The organism is Thalassospira xianhensis MCCC 1A02616 (assembly GCF_003326475.1).
Lineage (GTDB): Bacteria > Pseudomonadota > Alphaproteobacteria > Rhodospirillales > Thalassospiraceae > Thalassospira > Thalassospira xianhensis.
This window is the reverse complement of record NZ_JPWA01000011.1, coordinates 1-22,826: the sequence shown is the minus strand read 5'-3', so window position 1 is coordinate 22,826 and position 22,826 is coordinate 1. Positions and strand designations below refer to the sequence as shown.

Below are 22,826 nucleotides of genomic sequence, written 5' to 3'. Positions count from 1 at the left end.
AAAGGGGGCGCTTCGACGCCCTCTTTTTTTGTCTTCGACCGGGGTGTGGATATCTCCCGGAATGTCAGGAGCCCCCGTATGCCAGTTGGTTGGCAACTTTTTTAAAGAGGGCTCAGGCCGCGAAGTGATTGAATCGATTTAATTTACTGCCATCCTCCTGCCGTTTTTATATGATGAAAACCAAATGAAGCTAGGGAAACCCTTGAAAAATACCAACCGGTACGTATATTGAATACAGAAAACGAAAAGAATGGTGTGAAAATGAGGAACGCTGCCGAGACCCGGACAAAGCTGCTGGAGACCGCCATACAATTGCTATGGACCAGCAGTTATCACGATATTGGTGTCAGTGATGTCTGCAAGCATGCAGGGGTCACCAAGGGCGCATTCTATCACCATTTTGACAGCAAGGCCGCCCTGTTTGCCGCCTCTGCCCGTCATCACTGGGATAAGGGCAAGGATGAACTCAGATCCATCTTTTCCCCTGAAATTGCCCCGCTTGATCAGTTGAACCGTTATATCGACCTGATCATGAACAAGCAGAAAAAGCAGGGTATTCCGGGCGATACAGAGGTTTGTGTCTGTCCCATCTTTACCGCCGGTGGCCAGGTCGGCCCCGAAGACATCGAAATTCAGGACTGTTCACGCGAACTTGCCGAGGAACAGATCAAGTATCTTGCCTCGATGATCCGTGGCCTGAAGGGTGAAGGCATGCTTTCGGGCGATGCCGATGTTACAACACTGGCGCGGCTTGTTTTCCAGTATGTGCACGGTTTGCTGACATACGGCAAAGTTTTTAACAGTGCAGATACTGTTCGGTCTGATTTGCGTGTCGGCATCTGCCGAATCCTTGATTTGCGCTGTGAATTCAGGGATATGAAGGCGAAAGAAGCCTCGTTGTCAGCCGCCGAATAATCCGCGAAATTTAGAACGACTGCAAATTTTTTCAATTTCGCACTTGCAAACAAACCGATCGGTACGCATCTTCCCGTTATTCTGTCCGCGAATGCGCGGGTCACGCTATTGGGAAATGGAAAGATGCAATCACGATCCAAACTGAGAATGTTGCTGCCAGCCACAGCTGCAATCGTTGCGATTGCTGCCGGTGGTTACGGGCTTAGCACCATAGGTTCCGCCGGTGCCGACGAAGCCGTCGCACAGGCCGAACCACAAATCACCCCTGTTACTGTTCAGAATGTTCGCAGCCAGTCTGTCCGGCTTTGGAACAATTTTTCCGGTCGGCTGAGTGCGGTTGAAGAAGTTCAGCTTCGCCCGCAGGTCAGTGGTGCGATTGTCGATATCCGCTTCGAAGACGGCCAGATCGTCAAGGAAGGCGATATTCTCGCAGTCATTGATCCCCGCACATACAAGGCAGCCGTTGACGAAGCCAAGGCCGAACTGGCCGCTGCCCGCCAAACCCTGTCGCTTGCCGCCAAGGAAAAGGAACGTGCGGAAAAACTGGTGGCCAATGGCACCGTTTCCAAACGTGTCTTTGATGAACGCGTCAATACCCATCAGGTCGCCCAAAGCCAGGTTAACCGTGCCTTGGCACAGCTTGAACTTGCCGAAATCGAGTTCGATCATGCCTTCGTCAAGGCACCGATTGATGGCCGCGTCAGCCGTGTGGAACTGACCGTCGGCAATCAGGTGAATGCCGGCCCGAACGCACCGGTACTGACCACGATTGTCTCGACCGGTAAAATCTATGCCGATTTCGATCTGGACGAACAAACCTATTTCGCCAGCATCTATGACGCCAATAAAGTCAGTGGTGCCGCACAGCAAATCCCGGTTCGCCTGACTGTTGCCGGTGGCGAAACCATTTCCGGTTTTGTGCACAGCTTCGATAACCGGATTGATACCCGTACCGGTACCATCCGCACCCGTGCCCTGTTTGAAAACAGCAACGGTGCCTTGCTGCCCGGAAGCTTCGCCAGCCTGCAGCTTGGTACGCCGGGTCAAAAGGATGTCATCCTGATTTCACCAGAAGCAATCAGCACCGATCAGGACCGTAAATTCGTTTACGTGGTCCAGTCGGACAACACGGTTGCCTATCGTCAGGTGACGTTGGGTTCCGAAGTTGACGGGCGCCGCATCGTGACATCCGGGCTGGAGCCCGGTGACATGGTGATTGTGAACGGGATCATGAAAGTTCGACCCGGCATGCCTGTTGCTCCTGAAATTCTGCAGGCCTCGGCATCCTGACGGATGCTTGACTGCGCGCAAAGACTAGGCTGACCGTTATGCAGAATATATCCAGATTCTTTGTGGATCGCCCGATTTTCGCTGGCGTTCTATCCGTCCTGATATTGTTATCAGGTTTAATTGCCATGCTGAATTTGCCGATTTCCGAATATCCGGAAGTCGTGCCGCCGACCGTCGTGGTCGAAGCGCAATTCCCCGGTGCAAACCCGGCCGAAATTGCGCAAACCGTCGCATCCCCGCTTGAAGAACAGATCAACGGGGTCGAGGGGATGCTTTACGTCAACTCGCTGGCAACGACCGATGGTCGCCTTAGCCTGACGGTGACCTTTGAAATCGGGACCGATCCCGATCTGGCACAGCAGAAAGTCCAGAACAGGGTATCGCAGGCCGAACCGCGTCTGCCCGATATCGTCCGTCAGCTTGGCGTGACGGTGTCCAAGCAGTCCCCGGATTTGACGATGGTGGTGCATCTGCTCTCGCCAAATGACCGCTATGACATGCTTTATCTGCGCAACTACGCGACCCTGAACGTCAAGGATCAGCTGGCGCGCATCAAGGGCGTCGGGCAGGTCGGTCTGTTCGGGTCGGGTGATTACGCGATGCGCATCTGGCTTAACCCGGACAAGGTTGCCGAACGTGGCCTGACCGCGGGCGATGTTGTATCGGCCATTCAAAGTCAGAACGTGCAGGTCGCGGCCGGCACCATTGGCGGTGCGCCGTATGATACCGGTGTGCAGTTCCAGTTGCCAATCAATGTCCACGGTCGCCTTGAAACGCCCGAGGAATTTGGCGAAATCATCGTCAATCGCGATGAAAACGGTACCGTAACCCGTCTTGGCGATGTTGCACGCATCGAGCTGGAAGCCCAGCAATATGCGCTGCGTTCCCTGCTTGATAACAAATCGGCCGTCGCCCTTCCGATCTTTGCATCGCCGGGTTCCAACGCGCTTGAAATTTCAAGCAACGTTCGCGCAACCATGGCGGAGCTTAAGGAAAACTTCCCCGAAGGTCTTGAATACAGCATCGTTTACGATCCGACCGTCTTTGTTCGAAGCTCGATCAAGTCGGTGATCAAAACCCTGCTCGAAGCCGTCGCCCTTGTTGTTGTGGTGGTGACAATCTTCCTGCAGACATGGCGTGCCTCGATCATTCCGCTGCTGGCCGTGCCGGTGTCGATTATCGGGACATTTGCCCTGATGCTGTTGCTGGGGTTCTCGATCAACGTGCTGTCGTTGTTCGGTCTTATTCTGGCAATCGGGATCGTGGTCGATGATGCCATCGTGGTGGTCGAAAACGTCGAACGTAATATCGAACGCGGTCTTTCGCCGCGCGATGCAACCGTTGCTGCGATGCGCGAAGTCACCGGGCCGATCATTGCGACCTCGCTTGTGATCACCGGCGTCTTCGTTCCGATTGCCTTCATCAGTGGCCTGACCGGGCAGTTCTATCAGCAGTTCGCCCTGACGATCGCCATTGCAACGATCATTTCAACCATCAACTCCCTGACGCTCAGCCCGGCTCTGTCGGCACTTCTGCTAAAACCGCATGATGCGCCAAAGGACTGGCTGACCCGTGCCATGGACTTTGTCTTTGGCTGGTTCTTCCGCTGGTTCAACCGGTTCTTCAATCGCAGTACGGAACTGTATGGCGGTGGTGTCAAACGGTTGCTGGGGATGAAAACCATCATGATGGCGGTTTACGCCGGATTGCTGGTTCTGACCTGGCAGGGTTTCCAGATTTTGCCGTCCGGCTTCATCCCGTTGCAGGACAAGCAATATCTGGTCAGCTTTGCACAATTGCCGCAGGGCGCGACACTGGACCGTACCGAAGAAGTCATTCGCGAAATGTCTGAAATCGCATTGGCGGAACCCGGTGTCGAAAGTGCCGTGGCCTTCCCTGGCCTGTCGATCAACGGCTTTGTGAACAGTTCAAGTGCCGGCATCGTCTTTGTAGCTTTGACCGACTTTGCCGAACGCAAATCCGATGATCTTTCGGGGCTGGCAATTGCCGGAAAGCTGCAACAGAAATACGCCGCCCTTGACGAGGCCTTCGTCGCCATCTTCCCGCCACCCCCGGTTCAGGGTCTTGGCACGGTGGGCGGTTTCAAACTGCAGGTACAGGATCGCAGCGATCAGGGATATCGTGCGCTTGATGACGCCATGAAACAGGTACTGGCCAAGGCATGGGCAGCACCTGAACTGACCGGTGTCTTCTCAAGCTACAATATCAATGTCCCGCAATTGCAGGCCAATCTTGACCGTACAAAGGTCCAGCAGCTCGGCATTCCGGTCGATGAAATCTTCCGGACCATGCAGATTTATCTGGGCTCGATGTATGTCAACGACTTCAACCAGTTCGGTCGCACCTATCAGGTGATCGCTCAGGCGGACAAACCCTATCGGTCCAGTCCGGAAGACATCCTGCGTCTGCAAACGCGCAATGCGGATGGCGATATGGTGCCGCTTGGCAGTGTGATTTCCGTATCCGAAACATTCGGTCCGGACACCGCCATGCGCTACAACGCTTTCCGTTCGGCTGATCTGAACGGCAACGCCGCACCGGGTTATTCCAGTGGCGAGGCCGAGGCCGCGATTACAAAAATCCTCGAAGAAACATTGCCACCGGGGATGTCCTATGAATGGACGGACCTGACCTATCAGCAGATTCTGGCGGGTAACACGGCAATCTTCATCTTCCCGATTTGTATTCTGCTGGTCTTCCTTGTTCTGGCGGCTCAGTACGAAAGCCTGACCCTGCCGCTGGCGGTCATCCTGATCGTCCCGATGAGCACGCTGTCGGCTGCCTTTGGTGTCTATCTGTTTGGAGGTGACAACAACATCTTCACCCAGATCAGTCTGTTCGTTCTGGCCGGACTGGCATCAAAGAACGCCATCCTGATTGTCGAGTTCGCCCGCGAACTTGAACATCAGGGCCGGACAACCGTTCAGGCGGCAATTGAAGCCAGCCGTCTGCGCCTGCGGCCGATCCTGATGACGTCGCTTGCTTTCATCATGGGCGTTGTCCCGCTGGTGATTTCAAGCGGTGCGGGTTCTGAAATGCGCCAGGCCATCGGCATCGCCGTCTTCTCGGGGATGCTGGGTGTGACCATCTTCGGTCTGATCCTGACACCGGTGTTCTACGTGCTGGTGCGCAAGATGGGCCGACGCAACGAGGTTCGTTCACTTGAAGGGGCTGACGCGCAGCAGCCCGCGGAGTAACGAAAACCGTTGCACAACAGCCGGACCATAAAGTTCCCCCGACCCCGTGGTCCGGCTGTTTCTTTCTTCTGTGAAATTGATCTCATCACATTCCGGTCATGCTTGCCTTGGCGTACTTTCTCCCTATCTTCTGGCCGAAGTATTCGTCAAAGGAAGTGTCGATCATGAATTATGTGCGTACAGGTTTGCTGCTGGCCGGTTTGACTGCACTGTTTGGTGTGGTTGGCATGATGATCGGTGGACAGCAGGGCATGATCATCGCATTGCTGTTTGCTGCCGCGATGAATGTGTTTGCCTATTGGAATGCGGATTCCATGTTGCTGCGCATGCGCGGTGCAAAACAGGTTGATGACCACGCGGCACCCGAACTGGTATCGATGGTGCGCGAACTGGCACAGAATGCCGGGCTGCCGATGCCCAAGGTCTATGTGATCGACAATCCCCAGCCCAATGCGTTTGCCACCGGGCGCAATCCCGAAAACGCAGCCGTCGCCGCAACCAGCGGCTTGATGCAGTTGCTGGATCGCAATGAAATTGCCGGTGTGATGGCCCATGAACTGGCCCATATCAAAAACCGCGATACCCTGACCATGACCATCACCGCCACCATCGCCGGGGCGATTTCCGCCTTGGCGAACTTTGCCATGTTTGCCGGGATGTTCGGCGGCGGGCGAAACGATAACAACAATCCGCTGGGCGGGGTGGGGATGATCCTTGTCGCCATTCTGGCACCGCTAGGTGCGATGCTGGTGCAAATGGCAATCTCGCGTACCCGCGAATACGAAGCCGACAAGATCGGCGCTGAAATCTGCCGCCATCCGATGTGGCTGGCCTCCGCGCTCAACAAACTTGATAAGGGCGTTCATGCCATTCCGAACATGGATGCCGAACGCAACCCGGCGACCGCGCATATGTATATCGCCAACCCGCTTTCGGGCAAAGGTGTCGACAGTCTGTTCTCAACCCATCCGAGCATGTCCAACCGTATCGCCAAACTGCGTGAAATGGCCGGAGCGCCACAATCGGGAACGACTGCACCGGCAAAGTCCGGTCCGTGGTCCGGGGTGGCAAAGGATCGCCGGGTGCGTCGTCGTCCCTGGAACTAATCTAAGATACTAAAAAATTTCAGGATTTCCCCATCCAACCCTATACATCACGGTCGGATTTTATCCTTCGGTATGGTGTGAAAGGGGGTGGCGTATTATTGACGCCGCCGTCGCCGCAAGTGATTATATCACGATCATCTAAGTCAACCTCCGGCCACGGATGATGAAGGGCGTTTGAGAAGGGGATAAATGGCGGGCTTCTGGTCGATGGTCGGGCTTGTTTTCAAGTCCATCTTTACAACCGGGGAAATGGTTGAAGACGGTTCTCTTCCGGCCGATATGCCGGGTGAACGTGTCGAGCCATGCCTTTATGCCATTGCCCATTTCGTTCCCGAAGATCCGTCCGGAACGCCTTTGCCCGATCAGGCCGGTGACTGGCTGAAACGAACCCTTTCCGATATTCCCGATACCGCTGCATTGATGCTGGGCCGGCATGTCGCAATCAGTACCGATATCGCCGATGCTTTTCAGGCCGTGCGCGAAGCCCATACCGGTGTGTTAAATCTGGCCCGGCGTCAGGATGCCCAGGCGGTGTTCTGGGGGCAGACCAATCCGGACACCGGCGGGCTTGATGTTCATTTCAGCAACGATTTGCTGGCATCCCCGCTTTATGAATTGCTGCTGCCACTGGTTCACACCTTCCGTCAGCCACAGCATAAGGATACCGCAGCCGCTCTGCATATCCTGCTGACCTGCGAATTGCTGGCACGTGCGCGCGGCCATGATCAGCGCGCCTTGCAGGTTGCACGCCTTACGTCGCACCTCGCAGACCTTCAGGAACGGATCAATAACGGCGAAAACTTTGCCGATGTCGGGCAGGGGGTGGCAACCGCCTATGCCTTTGGTGCTGTCATGCTGGCTGAAACCGGGGAACGCAGCTATTGCGTCAGCGCCATTCGCGCCATCGAACCAATCGTCCGCGAATTTTTGATCATGGCGGCAGAGCCACCAAAAGACGTCAAAAAGGCCAAGCAGCCAGCCGGTCTTTTGCATGAACGTGTCACCCAGCAACAGGTCGTTGAAACTGTCATCAAAACCGAAGACATGCTGCGCGGGATCGGTGATCTGGCCCTGATCAATCCTGAACGCTCAGCCGTTCTGGCTCTGTATGGCACGCTTCTGAACTGGTCGATGGTAAGCAACATGAACGCGCGTTCGGGTGCGACGGCCATTGGCCTGTGGAAGCTTCTCGAACGTCGCTTTGAACTGATGGCCGGTACGCCCGTTTCCCGCGCAATTGCCATTGGCAAACTGGGCGAGGCCATGATGATCCACGCCAAGGAAACCGAAGATATCGAAATGGCGCAAACCGCCAGCGGCCATTACCGTCGGGCGCTGGGGCTGGTGAATGCAAAGGCGCATACGGTGCTATACGCGCAGATCGCTTATGGCCTGGCCGAATCCGTTGTCGCCCAGTCCTCTATTGGCAGCATCGGCGTCCCCGCCGAACAGGTGATCCCCGTTTTTCAGGCCGCACTCAAGTTTTGCTCCAGACGGGATCATCCCTATCTCTGGGGGCGGGCCATGTTTGCGCTTGGCAGTGTCCAGTTTTCGACCGGTGCCGCGGAAAAGGATATCAAGCTGATATCCCAGGCACGGATGAATTTCTCGCAGGCCTACGAGGCATTTGACGAGGCCGCTGCACGTGGTGCGGCGCGCGCGGCTTCGGGCAGCTTTACCCGCGCTGAAAACATGCTTCACCAACTCGCTCAGCGCCAATCGGTGATTGATGCAACCGGTGGCACCAGCGAAGCCAAGGCATCGTAATCCGGTTCCTGTCACGTTCCAAGCAGGCAAAAGAAAACCCCGCAGCCTTTCGGATGCGGGGTTTTCCGACTGCGAATGCCGGGGATCAGTTCTATTCGCGATTACCGAAGAACTGAAGCAGCATTACGAACAGGTTCACGAAGTCCAGATAGAGCTGCAGGGCGCCAAAGATGGCTTTTTTGCCTGCGGTCGCCTGATCATCGTGCGCATGATAGCTTTCCTTGATCCGCTGGGTGTCATAGGCGGTCAGACCGGTAAAGATTAGAACGCCAGCACCAGAGATCACGAACTGAAGCATCGTGCTGCCAAGGAAGATGTTCACGACACTGGCCAGGATAATCCCGATCAGGCCCATGAACAGGAAGCTTCCCCAACCCGACAGGTCTTTCTTCGTCGTGTAGCCATAAAGGCTCATCGCGGCAAAGGTGCCTGCGGTGATGAAGAAGGTCCGTGCGATGCTTTCACCCGTGTAAACGAGGAAGATCGACGACAGCGACAGACCCATCAGAGCCGCATAAATCCAGAATGTGGTTTGTGCAGCGCCAAAGCTCATCTTGTGGATGCGGAAGCTCAGGAACAGGACGAGGCCGATCGGGGCCAGCATCACGATCCAGTGCAAGCCGGTTCCGAAAATCGCCTGCATCAGGGTAGGGCTGGTCGACACAGCCATCGCGACGATACCGGTCAGGGCAAGTGCGGATGCCATATAGTTGTAGACACGCAGCATATAGGCGCGGAGACCTTCATCAATCTCGGCCGCCGACCGGCCAACCGAGACGTCATAGCCGCGTTGACGCGTTTCAAAAGCCATTGAAATCCCTCTTTGATCCATAACGGGCAGAATGTTCATAGAACTCTGCGATGCTGAAAATATGGCAGGATTTCCGTGAAAAGCAACGGTTTGGCCGATGACCTTTCGTTTCGGACTGACGATATTGTGATCTTGTTCACTTGGCTGCGCGGGATGTGCTCTCGCGACTTTCTGGTCAATTCGGCCTATAATCACGTATCAGGTTTCACGAACCGTGCTTTTCTGCCGGCTGTGATTACGGATTGATCGGGCATGCGAAAAAAGTTTTTCGATATCAATGATATGTCAGGAAACCCGGATCGGTCTTTACCGGTGACTTTGCTGCGGCTTGTTGTCGGATTGCTGGTTGCCAGCATCGTTCTGCTTGTCACCCTGTCTGCGGCATCCGCCCAGAATCCCAATTTTGTCGCATCGAAAAAGGCCAACGAGATACCGGTTTTCAACGCGGTTTATCCCGAAGATGAATTTTGCGCGACAACCGGCGTGGGCGGACTTTGTGCCGCCATGCCGGTCGACGTGCCCGAATTCGATGCCAATTTCATCTATCGCTTCGTCGCTTACGAGGCACAGCGTCCTTTTGACCGTTTTTCATGGCAATCCTTTGTTTCGCTGCTATGGCCCCATGATGATGCCGGTGCGCCGATTGCAACCGGATATCGCCAACCTGATGCGGGGCATGGGCTTTGGGAAAGTTATGCCACCAAGAATGATGTGTTTGGTGATGTCGCAAAGACCAATGCCTCTTGCCGCGCCGGGTTGCCTGACGGGCATCTGCTGCTGTCGGCATTTATCCAGTCATCGGGCGATATCCTGATTGATCAGTCGGGCAATTTCATCCTCTATGACACGCGGATCAATGATGTTGCGGCTGATTATATCCGCTGGAATGGTCTTGGGACGGCGCAGGGGCGTCTGACCTTTGCCCAAAGCGGCCAGTCGGTGGAATTCCCGATGCTGACCCTGTCGGCTGGCGGAAAGGTCGCCGATAATTCGGAATTGCTTGCCAGTGACAAGACCTGGCTGACACCCGGTGCGCAACTGACGAAATTCGCATGGCGGATCATTACCAGCCCCGCGGATCAGGATCGTTACTATACCCGCCCGGCCCGGATTGCACTTGCTGCCGATGATACGCTTGATGGCACCGCCAGATGCCTTGATGTCACGGTCGGACTGGTCGGGTTGCATATTGTCCAGCGGGTCAAAAGCGGTAACGGGGATCGCTGGATCTGGTCAAGCTTCGAACATGCTGACAATGCACCGCTGGCCGACAATGCCCGACGCCCCAACAGCATCATCGCCAATGATCTTTTCCCCGATGGCTGTCTGGCACCCGAAAAAACCGACCGCGATTACATCTTCTATGGTGGGGGTGAGCTGGAAGGTAAAACGGATCGTGCGGCAAACGGGATCATCAGGTCCGATCTGCGCTGGGCCGATCAGCCACCCTATGCCCGTGCCCCCGATGGGAACGGGGTTGCTGCCCCCGATATTGTCCGATGCTGGCGGCTGTTTTCCGGCACGGCCGAAGCCAATTTTGTCTGGCAGCGCAAACTCGAAGGCAGTGTCTTGCAGAACTATTTTCTGCTCGGAACCCAATGGATCGGTAATGGTGGTGGTGCCCCGTTTGGCGTCGGGGAAATTCCGCGTTTTCTGACCAATACCGCGCTCGAAAGCTTTATCCAGCATCAGGCCGATGGCACCTGCCTTGGCTGTCATGCCACGGCCTTTACCGATGCTGGCCAACCGGCCAATTTTACCTTCCTGCTTGATCCGGCACGCTAGAGCCCTTTCCGTTTAGATTGAACCGTTCGGTATGACACCGGGCTGTGCCTGATGGCGCATGACAAAATGGTTCATATTTGCGGATGCATCGACTAGCATGTCGCCGACCAAAACGTCGTGAAATCAAAAAATCAAAAAGACGTGGCGGATACAGGGAGGAAACATGCTGCCGGTTCGTGCGGATTACGCGTCGGTGCGTTCGGATTTTGTCTGGAACGTACCCACCCATTTCAACATTGGTGTCGATGTTTGCGACAAGTGGGCAGACGATCCGGATCGTCTTGCGCTGATGTATCGCAGGCGCGATGGTTCACGCCGCGATTACAGCTTTGCCCAGCTCAAACGTCTGTCGAACCGTTTCGCCAATGTCATGCGCCGTCACGGCATCCGGCGCGGGGATCGGGTTGGTATTCTGTTGCCACAAAGCCCCGAAACCGCCGTTGCCCATATCGCCACCTATAAAATGGGCGGCATTGCCGTGCCGCTCTTTACCCTGTTCGGGGTCGAGGCCCTTGAATACCGGCTTGGAAACTGTGCCGCCAAGGCATTGGTGACCGATCGGGAAGGGGCGCGTAAAATTGCTGAAATCCGCGATCTTTTGCCAGCGCTTGAATATGTCTATGTCATTGATGGCGCGCCTGAATGCTGTTTTGATTTCAAGGCACTCTCGGCCGAGGCCAGCGACGATTTCGAACCGGTCAAGACGCGGGCCGATGAACCGGCCCTGATCATTTATACATCCGGCACCACCGGCCAGCCAAAAGGCGCATTGCATGCCCATCGCGTGCTGCTGGGTCATTTGCCCGGTGTCGAAATGTCGCATGATTTCTTTCCGCAGGATGGCGATGTCATGTGGACCCCGGCCGACTGGGCATGGATCGGCGGGTTGCTGGATGTCCTGCTGCCAGCTTGGCATCACGGCAAGCCGGTCGTGGCCCATCGTTTTGAAAAATTCAGTGCCGAGGCCGCCTTTGGCCTGATTGCCGAATATGGCGTGCGCAATACCTTCCTGCCGCCAACCGCGCTCAAGATGATGCGCGCCGCCGGGGATGATGTGGCGGCAAAGTTCAAATGCAATATTCGATCCATCGCAAGCGGTGGGGAAACTTTGGGTGCGGAACTTCTTGATTGGGGGCGTCGGGTGTTTGGCGTCACCATCAACGAGTTTTATGGCCAGACCGAATGCAACATGGTGGTCAGTTCCTGTCAGTCGATCATGGAACCCAAACCCGGCGTCATGGGCCGCCCCGTGCCGGGGCATGATGTTGCGGTGATCGATATGGCGGGGAATGTGCTGCCTGCTGGGGAAATGGGCCGGATTGCGGTTCGGTCACCCGATCCGGTGATGTTTCTGGAATATTGGCGCAATCCCGAAGCCACCCGCGATAAATTCATCGGCGAATGGCTTCTGACCGGCGATATGGGTGAACTGGATGCGGATGGCTATATCCGCTTTGTTGGGCGTGATGATGATCTGATCAGTTCGGCCGGTTATCGCATCGGCCCGGGTGAGATCGAGGATTGCCTGATCGGCCATCCCGCCGTGCGCATGGCCGGTGTGATCGGCAAGCCCGACGAACAGCGCGGCCAGATCGTCAAGGCCTTCGTCGTGCTGGCCGATGGCTTTGCCCAAAGTCCGGAGCTTGAAGCCGATATCCGTGATTTCGTCAAAACCCGCCTGGCGGCACATGAATATCCGCGTGAAATCGCCTTTATGGACCAATTGCCGATGACGACAACCGGCAAGGTCGTTCGTCGTGCGCTTCGCGATCTGGCATAATTCCAGCCGATACCAGATCAAAATGAAAAGGGCCGGTTTGCAATGAACCGGCCCTTTTCGTTGTTATGTACGGCGCACTATTCGTTGCGCAAAAGCGGTGCCGCAGGGCTGCGCAACGCCTGCCAGGTTCCGATAAAGCCCGCCGACAGGGTCGCAAACAGGCCAATCGCAATCGGGCCAAAGATCGTCATCGGCAGGAACGTCCATGATGCTTCCATGATCAGCACCAGAACCGACCAGGCCGCAAGACTGCCAAACAGGGCGGCAATCACCCCGGTCGCAAGGCCCAAAATCCCGTATTCCAGCGCATAGGCATAAAGGATATTGCCGCGTGTCGCTCCAAGGGTCTTAAGGACAACCGCATCATAAATCCGCTTGCGCCGCCCGGCGGCAACTGCGCCTGCAAGGACCAGAACACCGGCGACAATCGCAATCGAACTGGTCGCGTTAAGCGCCGTTCCAATCCCGGCCAGAATGGCATTGGCGGCCTCAAGCGCCTCGCGCACCCGGATCGCCGACACATTGGGGAAATCAATGCCGATCATGCGGTCAACCGGTTCTTCCATCTCGCGCGGCATATGCGCCGTCGCAATCAGGCTATAGGGTGCCTTGTCGATCAGGCCCGGCGAAAACACCATGGCGAAATTCATCCGAAGGCTCTGCCATTCGATTTCGCGCCAGTTGGCAATCTCGGCGGTGATATCCCGGCCCAGCAAATTGACGGTCAATGTATCACCGGGCTCCAGCGAAAATGCCTCGCCAATATCGCGCGAGATGGAAACAAGCGGCTTGGCGGCATCGTCATAATCGGCTGGCCACCATTCACCGCGCACGATCTGGGTTTCCGGCGGCGGGCTTGCCGCAAAGGTCAGGCCACGGTCACCGCGCAGGAACCAGCGATCATCCCCCGGCCCAACATCATTGGCATCGACCCCGTCAATCGCAACCACGCGCCCACGCAGCATCGGTGTTTGTTCGATATCCGAAACGTTATCTTTTTCAAGAAGTTGCGTTTTGAACTGATCCATCTGATCAGGCTGGATATCAAGGAAGAAGAACGCCGGGGCGGAGTCCGGCAAATTCTCGTTGATCTCGTGATCAAGGTTGCCCTCGATCCCCGAAATCGTCACCAGAAGCGTCAGGCCAAGCCCAAGCGACAGCGCAACCGGCACCGTGCTCGCACCCGGCCGGTGCAGGTTCGCCAGCGCCAGTCGGCTAAAGGCATTCCGCCCGCCGGTCATCCGTTTTGAAAGCGATACAATTGCCTTGCCCGCCGCGGCAAAAACCGCAATCGCCAGAAGCGACCCGGCGATAAAGCCAAGCGCGATCTCGCGATCCGTCGCGGTAAAGACCGTAAGCAGCAGCAACAGGATAAGCGGCACACCAACATAAGGCAGGTCACGCTTGCGAAGCGCACTGCCATTCATCAATCCCGCGCTGGCGCGGAAAAGCCGTGCTGCCGGAATTTCACGCGCGCGCAAAAGCGACGGCATGGCAAAGACCAGTGTGGTCAGAACACCAAATGCGGTTGCAATCAGAAGCGACGGCAATGCCGGACCCAATGTCACATCAATCGGCAAACGCCCGGCCAGAAGCGGTGCAATGATCGCCGGTGTGACCGCCCCGATCAGAAGCCCGATGCCAATCCCGACAAGCGACAGCATCAGGATTTGCAGGAAGTAAATCCGAAGCACCAGCCCATGCGACGCCCCGATGGATTTAAGCGTCGCGATAACGGATGTTTTGCTTTCGATATGGCTGCGCACCGCATTGGCAACCCCAATCCCGCCGACCAGCAGGGCCGAAAGCCCCACCAGCGTCAGGAACAGCGTCAGCCGCTCAATAAACCGCCGCAGGCCCGGATTGGCATCCGACACATCGCGCACGCGCCACCCGGCATCTTCAAACTGTGCATCAAGCCGGTCGCGAAACACCTTTGGCGTTTCCGCATCATTCAGATCCAAAGCGTAATAATAATTGATCAGGCTGCCGGGCTGTAAATTGATCGGGCTGCCGGGCTGTACCAGCCCGGTATCCGCAAGGGCATCCATCGACACCATCAAACGCGGCCCGAAATTGAAAAAGCCGACGGCCTTGTCGGGCTCGGTCGCGATCACGCCGCGCACCTGGATATTGATATCGCCAAGGCGCACCGTATCACCGACATTGATCTTAAGCCGTTCCAGAAGCCCGGCCTCGGCAACACCGCCCCAGACACCGTCCTTTTTGGAAAGCGCACCGTCAAACGGAATACCGTCGGCAAGTTCCATCTCGCCAAACAGGGGATAGACATCATCAACCGCCTTAAGCTCGACCAGCCTGCGCTGCTCCGGGCCATAGGCGGTGGCGCGCATGGTCGCAAGCTCGCCCATCCGTTCGGTATTCTCCGAAAGCCAGGTCTGCTGTTCCTCGCTGGCGGGCATATGCACAAGGCGAAGCTCGACATCCCCGCCCAGAAGGGTGCGGCCATCGCGCTCAAGCGCATTTAAAACGGATTCCGAAACGTTTCCGACCGCGGCGATTGAACCAACGCCAAGTGCCAGACAGGCCAGAAAAATGCGAAAGCCCGAAAACCCGCCGCGCAATTCCCGTCGGCAGACCCGCCAGGCAATCGACCACAGCTTTTCCGCCCCGTTGGTGGATTGGGAAATACTGCTCATGCCCCGGTATCCTGTTGCGTAACGATTTCCCCGTCGCGCAGCATGATCGACCGGTCGCACCGCGATGCCAGCCCCGGATCATGCGTAATCAGAAGCAAAGTCGAACCCTTGCGTTTCGCCAGATCAAACAGCAATTCGATGATCGTTTCACCCGTGGCCCCGTCAAGATTGCCGGTCGGCTCGTCCGCCAGAAGCAGTTCCGGGTCGGTCGCAAGCGCACGTGCCAATGCCACGCGCTGCTGCTCGCCACCACTCAACTGCCCCGGATAATGCCCGATGCGATGACCAAGCCCGACGGCCTTAAGCTCCGCCTCGGCGCGTTCAAACGCATCCTTGCGTCCTGCGAACTCCATCGGAAGGGCCACGTTTTCAAGGGCGGTCATGGTCGGCACAAGGTGGAAGTCCTGAAACACGATGCCGACATGATGGCGGCGATAAAGGGCCAGACCATCTTCATCAAGCTTGCGCAAATCCTCGCCACAGATATTGATCGTGCCTTCCTGCGCCTGCTCCAGCCCGGCAATCACCATCAAAAGCGACGTTTTGCCGGACCCCGATGGTCCGACAAGGCTGACACGTTCGCCGGCATCAATCTGGATATCGACCCCTTTGAGGATATCAACGATCCCCGCCGGTCCCTTAAGGCTCAGCTTAAGCCCGGAAACATCGACGGTGCGCTGACGCCCGGCCTTGGTCGTGGCCGTGGTTTTATCCGCGATAGTGGCAGTTTCGGTAACACTCATTACAGGTCCAATCGGGCTAAGGCATTGCAAGGTTAGGCAAACGGGTTAAATAACTGTACGGAATTAAGTATCGACGGTTCAAAGTTGAGTTCAAACTTGTTTATCTCAAGGTAACCAATGGGTGACCAACAGGTAACCAAGGGGTAACCGATTGTGCAAGATGACAAAACATAAGGTGAGATTTGTGGCATATACGCTGTTCGGGCAAGACCCGGCTGTTAACCAGTTCACTTCCCGGGAAAAGCCCGGTCTGTTTCGGCGTCTTTCACGGAATCTGTTTCGCCCGGCGGGTTTGGCCTTTGGCATTCTGATGGGCACGATGAGCCTGCTTGGCATCCATGATGCCCAGGCAGCGGACAATGCCGCCGACAATGCCCCGCAAACCCTGATGCTTTATGGCGACAGCCTGATGGCGGGGTATGGCCTGTCGCACGAGGATGGCTTTGCCCCTAGGCTTGAAGCCGCCCTTCGCGATGCCGGGCATAACGTCAAGGTCGTTAACAGTTCGGTTTCCGGCGATACGACGGCTGCGGGTCTTTCGCGCCTTGAATGGGCGCTGGTCGATGATCCCGATGTGGTGTTGCTTGAACTGGGTGCCAATGACGCGCTGCGCGGGGTCGAACCGTCCCAGACCCGCGAAAACCTTGATGCCATCATTGGAAAACTGCGCGATCGCGATGTTGCCGTTCTGCTGGCCGGAATGATGGCGCCGCCCAATATGGGCAAGGAATACGGGGCTGAATTCAATGAAATCTACCCCGAACTGGCGGCAGAATATCAGCTCGCCTTCTATCCCTTCTTCCTTGATGGGGTCGCCGCCGATTCCAGCCTTAATCAGGATGACGGCATCCATCCCAATGCCGATGGGGTCAAGGTGATCGTTGAACGCATCCTGCCCCAGGTGATTAACGTGCTGGAAGCCGATTCCTGATTTTGCAGATCATCTGACGATCCAAAGGCTGTGACGCCCGTCACAGCCTTTGTCGTTTTTGGACGAATTTCTGAAAAATCGTTCAATAACAATGTGGTAATGGGGCCCAAAATGCACCCGGACGGGTGTGGAACCACCCCGCAGGCACGGCAATTTCGTCGAAATCCAACCAAAAAACTACATTCGTAGATAGAATTAGAAAACAAACCGAAACGATACTGTCGCCATAGCCGTGATCAATTGCGATGAAACTGAAAATTCGAATTTAATCAAATTAAATCAATTATTTAATGTGTTGCGGACGAGGGTTCAAAATCATCAAAACGGACCCGAAAACGGGCAAAAACCGCTCAAAACACCTGATCAGGTGTGAAATTAACACACCATTTACTTTCGGTTATGTTTCGAATATTGCCACCTGCAACTGCATTCGTAGGTAACACGCTTTGGCATGACCGCGACACAGCAGACCGGCACACCGGATGGATGAAAATGCCGGGAGCCCACCCAACTGCAATGCACTCCCGGAAATTCAGTATAATCGTTTTATAACAATGAATTATCCGAAAATTGCCGCGTTCCCTTGTGCGCGAAAGGCCGTAGCGGATTTTTGCTGATGAAACACCAAAGATGCGCCCGGCGAATTTCTGCAAAACCAAAAATATCATTTAATATCAATGTATTGAATTGGGTCATCTTCTCAAAATATCAAACAGAAACCGCCGATTTTCCCCTGTGGATGAATCGGAAGCGATTCAATTTTGCCTACAAACGCAGTTGCAGGCCGAGTCCCCGACCGCTACACTTTGCCTCAACAGGCAGTTTCACGAGCGGCAATATCTGAAAGCGTCATCTAACAGGCTGATTTTACATCTAAAAATAGGGCAGGGGGCGATAAGGGGCGATGGCAACACAATCCGTCAAACAATCCTATACCATTCCGTGTTCATCGGTTTTCCGTGATGCCGTTCTGGCGCTGGCGACCAAGCGCGGTGTGAATGCCGCCGATCTGGCGCGTTCCGTCATGCTGATTGTGCCCCAGGGCGCGATTGAGGATTACGAGGATCCGGGTGATCCGCCCCCCGGTGATCGTGAAACCATCGTCCTGAAATCCGGCCCCGCCGAAGGCCGCCCCTGGCGGCGCAAACCAAGGCTGCAATTGCGTTTGCCACCGGGGCATTCGATCATCGCGGTGCGCAAGGCGCTCAACATGGCGCTTCATTTTGACAAGGGCGAGGTCAAGATGCGCGTTGAAAAGGCCGATATCCTTGCCGCCGAACGCAAGGCGCTTGAAGAAGCCCACGCGATGAAAAAGCGGCAGCACGAGCCACCGGTCGAACTTCTGCAATCGCGCGAGGAACTCGAACGTCTGCGCGCCATCGTCGATAATCTGGCGTTCGAACCACTTGATCGCGGGGTCACAACCTTTAACGAAGCCCTGCATGTCATGGGCTTTGCGCCCAATGCCCGGCCCGACATAAAGTCGATCCGCGCCAAATATCGCGTTCTGGCCGCCATCCACCACCCCGACAGCAATTATGGATCGCATCAACGCATGACACAGCTTAATGCCGCCATGGACCTGTTGCGCCGACATATTGCCTGACAGGTTACAGGCTTTACCAAAGTGGGAATGAAATCTTTAGTCAGCCCATTGTGAATGGCCCCCCCGAATGCTTAGATAGAGCTTGGATAACCAAAAGACCAAGAAAACGGACCGCCACATCATCAGGCAGGTTTTCAAAAAGCGGGAGAATGCATGACGGCTGAATTTCATGCGGCACATGCCAGCGGGGAAAATTGGGCAGCAGTCGCCACCGAACTGGCCGATCAATTGCAAACACAGCCATTGCCGCAACAGGCACTGGCTTTTTTATATGTGTCCGAGGCACTGGCCGCCGATCTCGGCAGCATCCTGACTTTCCTGCGCTCCCGCCTGTCGCTTGAACACTGGGTTGGCACCGTCGGGATTGGCGTCTGCGGATCAGGCCGGGCCTATTTCGGCGTTCCGGCGGCCTCCGTGATGGTCGCCCAGATCGACCCGGACGATTTCCATATTTTCGAACCGCTTAAAACCGATGCCGATCTTGACGCGCCGGAATTGCAGCGCGCGATTGATCGCCTGCAACCGATCTTTGGTCTTGTCCATGGTGATCCGGCGGCCCCGGAAAGTCTCGCAACACTGTCCGAACTGGCACGCATGGGCTCAACCTATCTGGTGGGCGGTATTGCATCGGGCGAACGCGGTGCCCCGCAAATTGCCGACAGGGTCGTCAATGGTGGTCTGTCGGGCGTTCTGTTTGCCGGCAAAACAATGGTACAGGTCGGCATCAGTCAGGCCTGCACCCCGGTCGGGCCGGTGCATCGCGTGACCGAGGGACGCGAAGGAATTATCGCCACCCTTGATGACCGCCCGGCACTCGACGTTTTCAAATCGGAAATGGAAGCCGATGGCAGCGAGCATTCCATCGCCTCGGGCCGCTATCACGTTGCCCTGATGGTGCCGGGGTCGGACACCGGCGATTTTGTTGTCCGCAACCTGATGGGGGTCGATCCGCACAACAATCTGATGGCCATCAGTGGTGATGTGCAGGTGGGCGATACCATCCGTTTTGTCCGGCGTGACGGTGTTGCCGCCGAACAGGATCTGCGCCGCATGCTGGCTGATTTGCAAAAACGCCTGCCGGGCAAACCGCGTGGTGCGCTTTATTGCAGTTGTGTCGCCCGCGGGCCGCATCTGTTTGGCACCGAAAGCCGCGAAATGATGATCATCCGCGATGAAATCGGTGATCTGCCGCTCACCGGATTTTACGGCAGTGGCGAGGTCTGCAATGATCGCTTTTACAGCTATACCGGGGTTCTGACCCTGTTCATCTAGGGTCGAATGCGTCGAAAATTCATTGCAATTCCATGATGTTGCAAGAAAACTCGCGCTAAAAGCTTTCATCACTCCGCGACCGGGATATATTCATACCATTGAAAATAAAGTGCGCCCAATCAGGGCGCAAAAGGGGATTGATCTATGGAATATCGTCGATTGGGACGAACTGACATCAATGTCAGTGTCATTTGCCTGGGCACCATGACCTGGGGCCAGCAGAACAGCCAGGACGAAGCTTTCGAACAGCTTGACTACGCCACCAGTAACGAAGTCAATTTCATCGATACCGCCGAAATGTATCCGGTTCCGGCGATGGAAGAAACCTTCACCAAAACCGAAACCATCATCGGCAACTGGCTTGAAAAACGCGGCCGCCGCGATGATTTGGTGATCGCCACCAAGATTGTCGGCCCGGCCGAACGTTTTCCCTATGTCCGGGGTGGTCCGCGCCTGACCCGTGCGCAGATCAACGAGGCGATTGACGGTTCGCTCAAGCGCCTCAAAACCGACTATGTCGATATCTATCAGCTCCATTGGCCGGACCGGAATTCCAACTTCTTTGGCAAACTCGGTTACGTCCATGACGCGAACGAGGAATTCACCCCGATCGAGGAATCCCTCGAAGCCCTGCATGACCTCGTACAGGCGGGCAAAATCCGCCATATCGGCCTGTCGAACGAAACCCCGTGGGGCTTGATGAAGTTCCTTGAACTGGCCGAGAAAAAAGGCTGGCCGCGTGTGGTTTCGGTGCAGAACCCATATGGGCTTTTGAACCGCACCTATGAAGTCGGTCTGGCCGAATGCTCGATCCGCGAAGATGCCGGTCTTCTGGCGTATTCGCCGTTGGGCGGTGGGGCATTGTCGGGCAAATATATTGGCGGGGCCCGCCCGAAAGGCGCGCGGACAACCATCTGGCCGCAATATTTCGGCCGTTACCTGACGGAAAATGGCATCAAGGCCACAATGGCCTATGTCAAACTCGCCAAGGATAACGGGCTTGATCCCGCACAGATGGCACTGGCTTACGTCAATACCCGCCCGTTCCTGACCGCCAACATCATTGGCGCGACCAGCATGGAACAGCTCAAATCCAATATCGGCTCTGCCTATGTCGAACTGTCCGACGACGTTCTGGCCGAGATCGAGAAAATCCAGACCACCTGGCCGAACCCTTGCCCGTAAGGCAGGAAGAAACCAGATTAGTCTGAAGAACATTTAGAAGGAGGCGGCGCATGTCCATCTTGATCTCAGGCAAGGAAGCCAATCTTGGTCCCCTGTCCGTGCGCCGCGTCCTGCCACATCGGGATGTCCGGTCTGTCGGTCCGTTTGTGTTTTTTGATCGCATGGGACCGGCATCGTTCGAACCGGGGCAGGGTGTTGACGTTGCCCCGCATCCCCATGTCGGCCTTGCCACCGTCACCTATCTTTTCGAAGGTGCGATCCGCCATCATGACAGCCTTGGAAGCCTTCTTGAAATCCAGCCGGGCGATCTGAACTGGATGAGTGCCGGGCGCGGCATCACCCATTCCGAACGCGAAACCGATGCGGTGCGCAACAGCCATCATAAACTCGATGGCCTGCAATTGTGGGCAGCCCTCCCCGAAGACGAAGAAGAATCCGATCCGGAATTTTTCCATATCGCCAGGGATGACCTGCCGGTCATTGATGATGCCGGTTTGCATATGCGCCTGATCGCGGGCGAGGCATTTGGCAAAACCGCGCCGGTTCCGGTCAAGTCCAAGCTGTTTTATCTTGATGTCCGCATGGATGCCGGCGCGCAGCTTCTGCTGCCCGGTGAAAATCAGGAAGCCGCCCTTTATGTTGTTTCCGGCAACCTGCGCATCGACGGCGACCTGTATGAACCGGAAAACTTCATTTATGTCCCGCCCGAAGAAATTCCCGATATCGTCGCCCAATCCGATTGCCGCGTGATGCTGCTCGGCGGATTGCCGGTCGGCTATCGCCATATCTGGTGGAACTTCGTTTCCAGTTCCAAGGAACGGATTGATAAGGCCAAGGCGGACTGGGCCGCGGGCCGCTTCCCGCAAATCCCGGGCGAGGATGACATCATCCCGCTTCCGGGCCGTTCGACCGGATAAATACCAGGCGGTCGCCCACTCAAATCCCCATCTGCCAGATTGTCGTGCGTGAGTTCCGAATATGCGTTTGTTTGTTGGCGTCGAAATCCCGGCTGATATTGCCGACGATCTTTACCCGTTGGCGCGCGGGATCCGGGGGCTTGATGCTCAGACCCCGGAAAACATGCACATCACGCTGAAATTCATCGGCAATGTCGATCCCGGTCTGGCCAAAGAAATCGATGCGGCCCTGTCCGAACTCCCGTTCGAACCCTTCGATCTTCGCGTGCAGGGCCTTGGCATCTTCGCATCCGCCCGCAAACTGCGCATTTTCTGGGCCGGTGTCGCCGATCAACCGGCATTGCACAGTCTTGCAAACCGCGTGGAAAAGGCATTGCTACGGCTCGAAGAATGCCCGGACATGGATATGCGCAAATTCAACCCGCACATCACCCTTGGTCGTAACCGCGACGCCGCCCGTGCGACCGTCGAACAGGCGGTGGCCGACAATATCGGCCTGACCTCCCGCAGCTTCACCATCGACCGCTTCTGCCTCTACGAAAGCCACTCAACCGTCGATGGCCCCGAATTCCGGGTGGTCGCGGCTTATAACGGATCAAACGGGTAATGCTTCCATTGCCCCGTTTCCCCCCAATGACCACGGAAGCATGATGGCGACAATAGCAGAATACCCAACCCCAAACCGGACATCCCGCAACTGACGAAGCCCGAACAAACCTGGGGTCCCACAGACGACCATCAGGCTCACGGCCCACGCCACGGCGACTTCCAGCGATGCTGGGCTTCGGGCAACGCCGGACAAATCCCGTGCTTCCACCAGCCACGAGACGCCCCCAGCCT

At 56.1% G+C, this 22,826-nt stretch carries 16 protein-coding genes; 13 read left to right on the top strand and 3 right to left on the bottom strand.

Annotation, left to right across the window (positions count from 1 at the left end; all coding sequences use genetic code 11):
* Positions 1-261 precede the first annotated feature (261 nt).
* From TH5_RS10650 to TH5_RS10630, 5 genes are all read left to right on the top strand, one after another.
* Complete coding sequence (locus tag TH5_RS10650; protein ID WP_114121854.1) at positions 262-915, top strand: TetR/AcrR family transcriptional regulator; 654 nt, start codon at positions 262-264, stop codon at positions 913-915.
* 123 nt (positions 916-1,038) lie between these two features.
* Positions 1,039-2,205 (top strand): efflux RND transporter periplasmic adaptor subunit, encoded by a 1,167-nt coding sequence (locus tag TH5_RS10645; RefSeq protein ID WP_167443522.1) that lies wholly within the window; start codon positions 1,039-1,041, stop codon positions 2,203-2,205.
* Positions 2,206-2,243: 38 nt separating this feature from the next.
* Entirely contained in the window at positions 2,244-5,423 is a 3,180-nt protein-coding gene (locus tag TH5_RS10640; protein ID WP_114121853.1) for an efflux RND transporter permease subunit, read from the top strand.
* A 164-nt stretch (positions 5,424-5,587) separates the two neighbouring features.
* Positions 5,588-6,529, top strand: coding sequence for a zinc metalloprotease HtpX (gene htpX, locus TH5_RS10635; protein WP_114121852.1), 942 nt, complete (start codon positions 5,588-5,590; stop codon positions 6,527-6,529).
* Between the two features lie 189 nt (positions 6,530-6,718).
* A complete protein-coding gene (locus tag TH5_RS10630; RefSeq protein ID WP_114121851.1) occupies positions 6,719-8,296 on the top strand; it encodes a hypothetical protein in 1,578 nt (525 codons plus the stop codon).
* 91 nt (positions 8,297-8,387) lie between these two features.
* On the opposite strand, the gene TH5_RS10625 is transcribed toward TH5_RS10630, so the two are convergent.
* Positions 8,388-9,107, bottom strand: a complete 720-nt coding sequence (locus tag TH5_RS10625; protein WP_062950961.1) for a Bax inhibitor-1/YccA family protein — start codon at positions 9,105-9,107, stop codon at positions 8,388-8,390.
* A 252-nt stretch (positions 9,108-9,359) separates the two neighbouring features.
* Between TH5_RS10625 and TH5_RS10620 the strand changes: the two genes are divergently transcribed.
* Positions 9,360-10,892, top strand: coding sequence for a hypothetical protein (locus TH5_RS10620; protein ID WP_114121850.1), 1,533 nt, complete (start codon positions 9,360-9,362; stop codon positions 10,890-10,892).
* Between the two features lie 163 nt (positions 10,893-11,055).
* Positions 11,056-12,672 (top strand): acyl-CoA synthetase, encoded by a 1,617-nt coding sequence (locus TH5_RS10615; protein ID WP_114121849.1) that lies wholly within the window; start codon positions 11,056-11,058, stop codon positions 12,670-12,672.
* Positions 12,673-12,749: 77 nt separating this feature from the next.
* Here TH5_RS10615 and TH5_RS10610 read toward each other — a convergent pair whose 3' ends face one another.
* Together TH5_RS10610 and TH5_RS10605 are read right to left on the bottom strand one after the other, a co-directional pair.
* Positions 12,750-15,332, bottom strand: coding sequence for an ABC transporter permease (locus TH5_RS10610; RefSeq protein ID WP_114121848.1), 2,583 nt, complete (start codon positions 15,330-15,332; stop codon positions 12,750-12,752).
* The gene (locus TH5_RS10605; protein ID WP_244204878.1) at positions 15,329-16,075 is read right to left on the bottom strand and encodes an ABC transporter ATP-binding protein; all 747 of its coding nucleotides are present in this window, start codon (positions 16,073-16,075) and stop codon (positions 15,329-15,331) included. The genes TH5_RS10610 and TH5_RS10605 overlap by 4 nt, the downstream gene beginning before the upstream one ends.
* A gap of 184 nt (positions 16,076-16,259) precedes the next feature.
* On the opposite strand from TH5_RS10605, the gene TH5_RS10600 reads away from it, so the two are divergent.
* The 6 genes from TH5_RS10600 (at position 16,260) to thpR (ending at position 22,593) form a co-directional block, all read left to right on the top strand.
* Complete coding sequence (locus TH5_RS10600) at positions 16,260-17,006, top strand: arylesterase (RefSeq protein WP_244204877.1); 747 nt, start codon at positions 16,260-16,262, stop codon at positions 17,004-17,006.
* A gap of 904 nt (positions 17,007-17,910) precedes the next feature.
* The gene (locus TH5_RS10595; protein WP_062950972.1) at positions 17,911-18,612 is read left to right on the top strand and encodes a J domain-containing protein; all 702 of its coding nucleotides are present in this window, start codon (positions 17,911-17,913) and stop codon (positions 18,610-18,612) included.
* Between the two features lie 153 nt (positions 18,613-18,765).
* On the top strand, positions 18,766-19,884 hold the full coding sequence (locus tag TH5_RS10590) for an FIST signal transduction protein (RefSeq protein WP_062950973.1): 1,119 nt from the start codon (positions 18,766-18,768) through the stop codon (positions 19,882-19,884).
* Between the two features lie 144 nt (positions 19,885-20,028).
* Positions 20,029-21,069 (top strand): NADP(H)-dependent aldo-keto reductase, encoded by a 1,041-nt coding sequence (locus TH5_RS10585; RefSeq protein ID WP_114121846.1) that lies wholly within the window; start codon positions 20,029-20,031, stop codon positions 21,067-21,069.
* A gap of 50 nt (positions 21,070-21,119) precedes the next feature.
* Positions 21,120-21,986, top strand: coding sequence for a pirin family protein (locus TH5_RS10580; RefSeq protein WP_114121845.1), 867 nt, complete (start codon positions 21,120-21,122; stop codon positions 21,984-21,986).
* A 61-nt stretch (positions 21,987-22,047) separates the two neighbouring features.
* A complete protein-coding gene (thpR, locus tag TH5_RS10575) occupies positions 22,048-22,593 on the top strand; it encodes an RNA 2',3'-cyclic phosphodiesterase (RefSeq protein WP_114121844.1) in 546 nt (181 codons plus the stop codon).
* The last annotated feature ends 233 nt before the right edge of the window (positions 22,594-22,826 follow it).

Bases quoted from the DNA above. Each gene is read 5' to 3' on its own strand.
- TH5_RS10640 (WP_114121853.1), top strand. From the start codon at position 2,244: ATGCAGAATATATCCAGATTCTTTGTGGATCGCCCGATTTTCGCTGGC.
- thpR (WP_114121844.1), top strand. From the start codon at position 22,048: ATGCGTTTGTTTGTTGGCGTCGAAATCCCGGCTGATATTGCCGACGAT.
- TH5_RS10615 (WP_114121849.1), top strand. From the start codon at position 11,056: ATGCTGCCGGTTCGTGCGGATTACGCGTCGGTGCGTTCGGATTTTGTC.
- TH5_RS10625 (WP_062950961.1), bottom strand. From the start codon at position 9,107: ATGGCTTTTGAAACGCGTCAACGCGGCTATGACGTCTCGGTTGGCCGG.
- TH5_RS10620 (WP_114121850.1), top strand. From the start codon at position 9,360: ATGCGAAAAAAGTTTTTCGATATCAATGATATGTCAGGAAACCCGGAT.
- TH5_RS10630 (WP_114121851.1), top strand. From the start codon at position 6,719: ATGGCGGGCTTCTGGTCGATGGTCGGGCTTGTTTTCAAGTCCATCTTT.
- TH5_RS10610 (WP_114121848.1), bottom strand. From the start codon at position 15,332: ATGAGCAGTATTTCCCAATCCACCAACGGGGCGGAAAAGCTGTGGTCG.
- TH5_RS10580 (WP_114121845.1), top strand. From the start codon at position 21,120: ATGTCCATCTTGATCTCAGGCAAGGAAGCCAATCTTGGTCCCCTGTCC.
- TH5_RS10605 (WP_244204878.1), bottom strand. From the start codon at position 16,075: ATGAGTGTTACCGAAACTGCCACTATCGCGGATAAAACCACGGCCACG.
- TH5_RS10585 (WP_114121846.1), top strand. From the start codon at position 20,029: ATGGAATATCGTCGATTGGGACGAACTGACATCAATGTCAGTGTCATT.
- TH5_RS10650 (WP_114121854.1), top strand. From the start codon at position 262: ATGAGGAACGCTGCCGAGACCCGGACAAAGCTGCTGGAGACCGCCATA.
- TH5_RS10645 (WP_167443522.1), top strand. From the start codon at position 1,039: ATGCAATCACGATCCAAACTGAGAATGTTGCTGCCAGCCACAGCTGCA.
- TH5_RS10595 (WP_062950972.1), top strand. From the start codon at position 17,911: ATGGCAACACAATCCGTCAAACAATCCTATACCATTCCGTGTTCATCG.
- htpX (WP_114121852.1), top strand. From the start codon at position 5,588: ATGAATTATGTGCGTACAGGTTTGCTGCTGGCCGGTTTGACTGCACTG.
- TH5_RS10590 (WP_062950973.1), top strand. From the start codon at position 18,766: ATGACGGCTGAATTTCATGCGGCACATGCCAGCGGGGAAAATTGGGCA.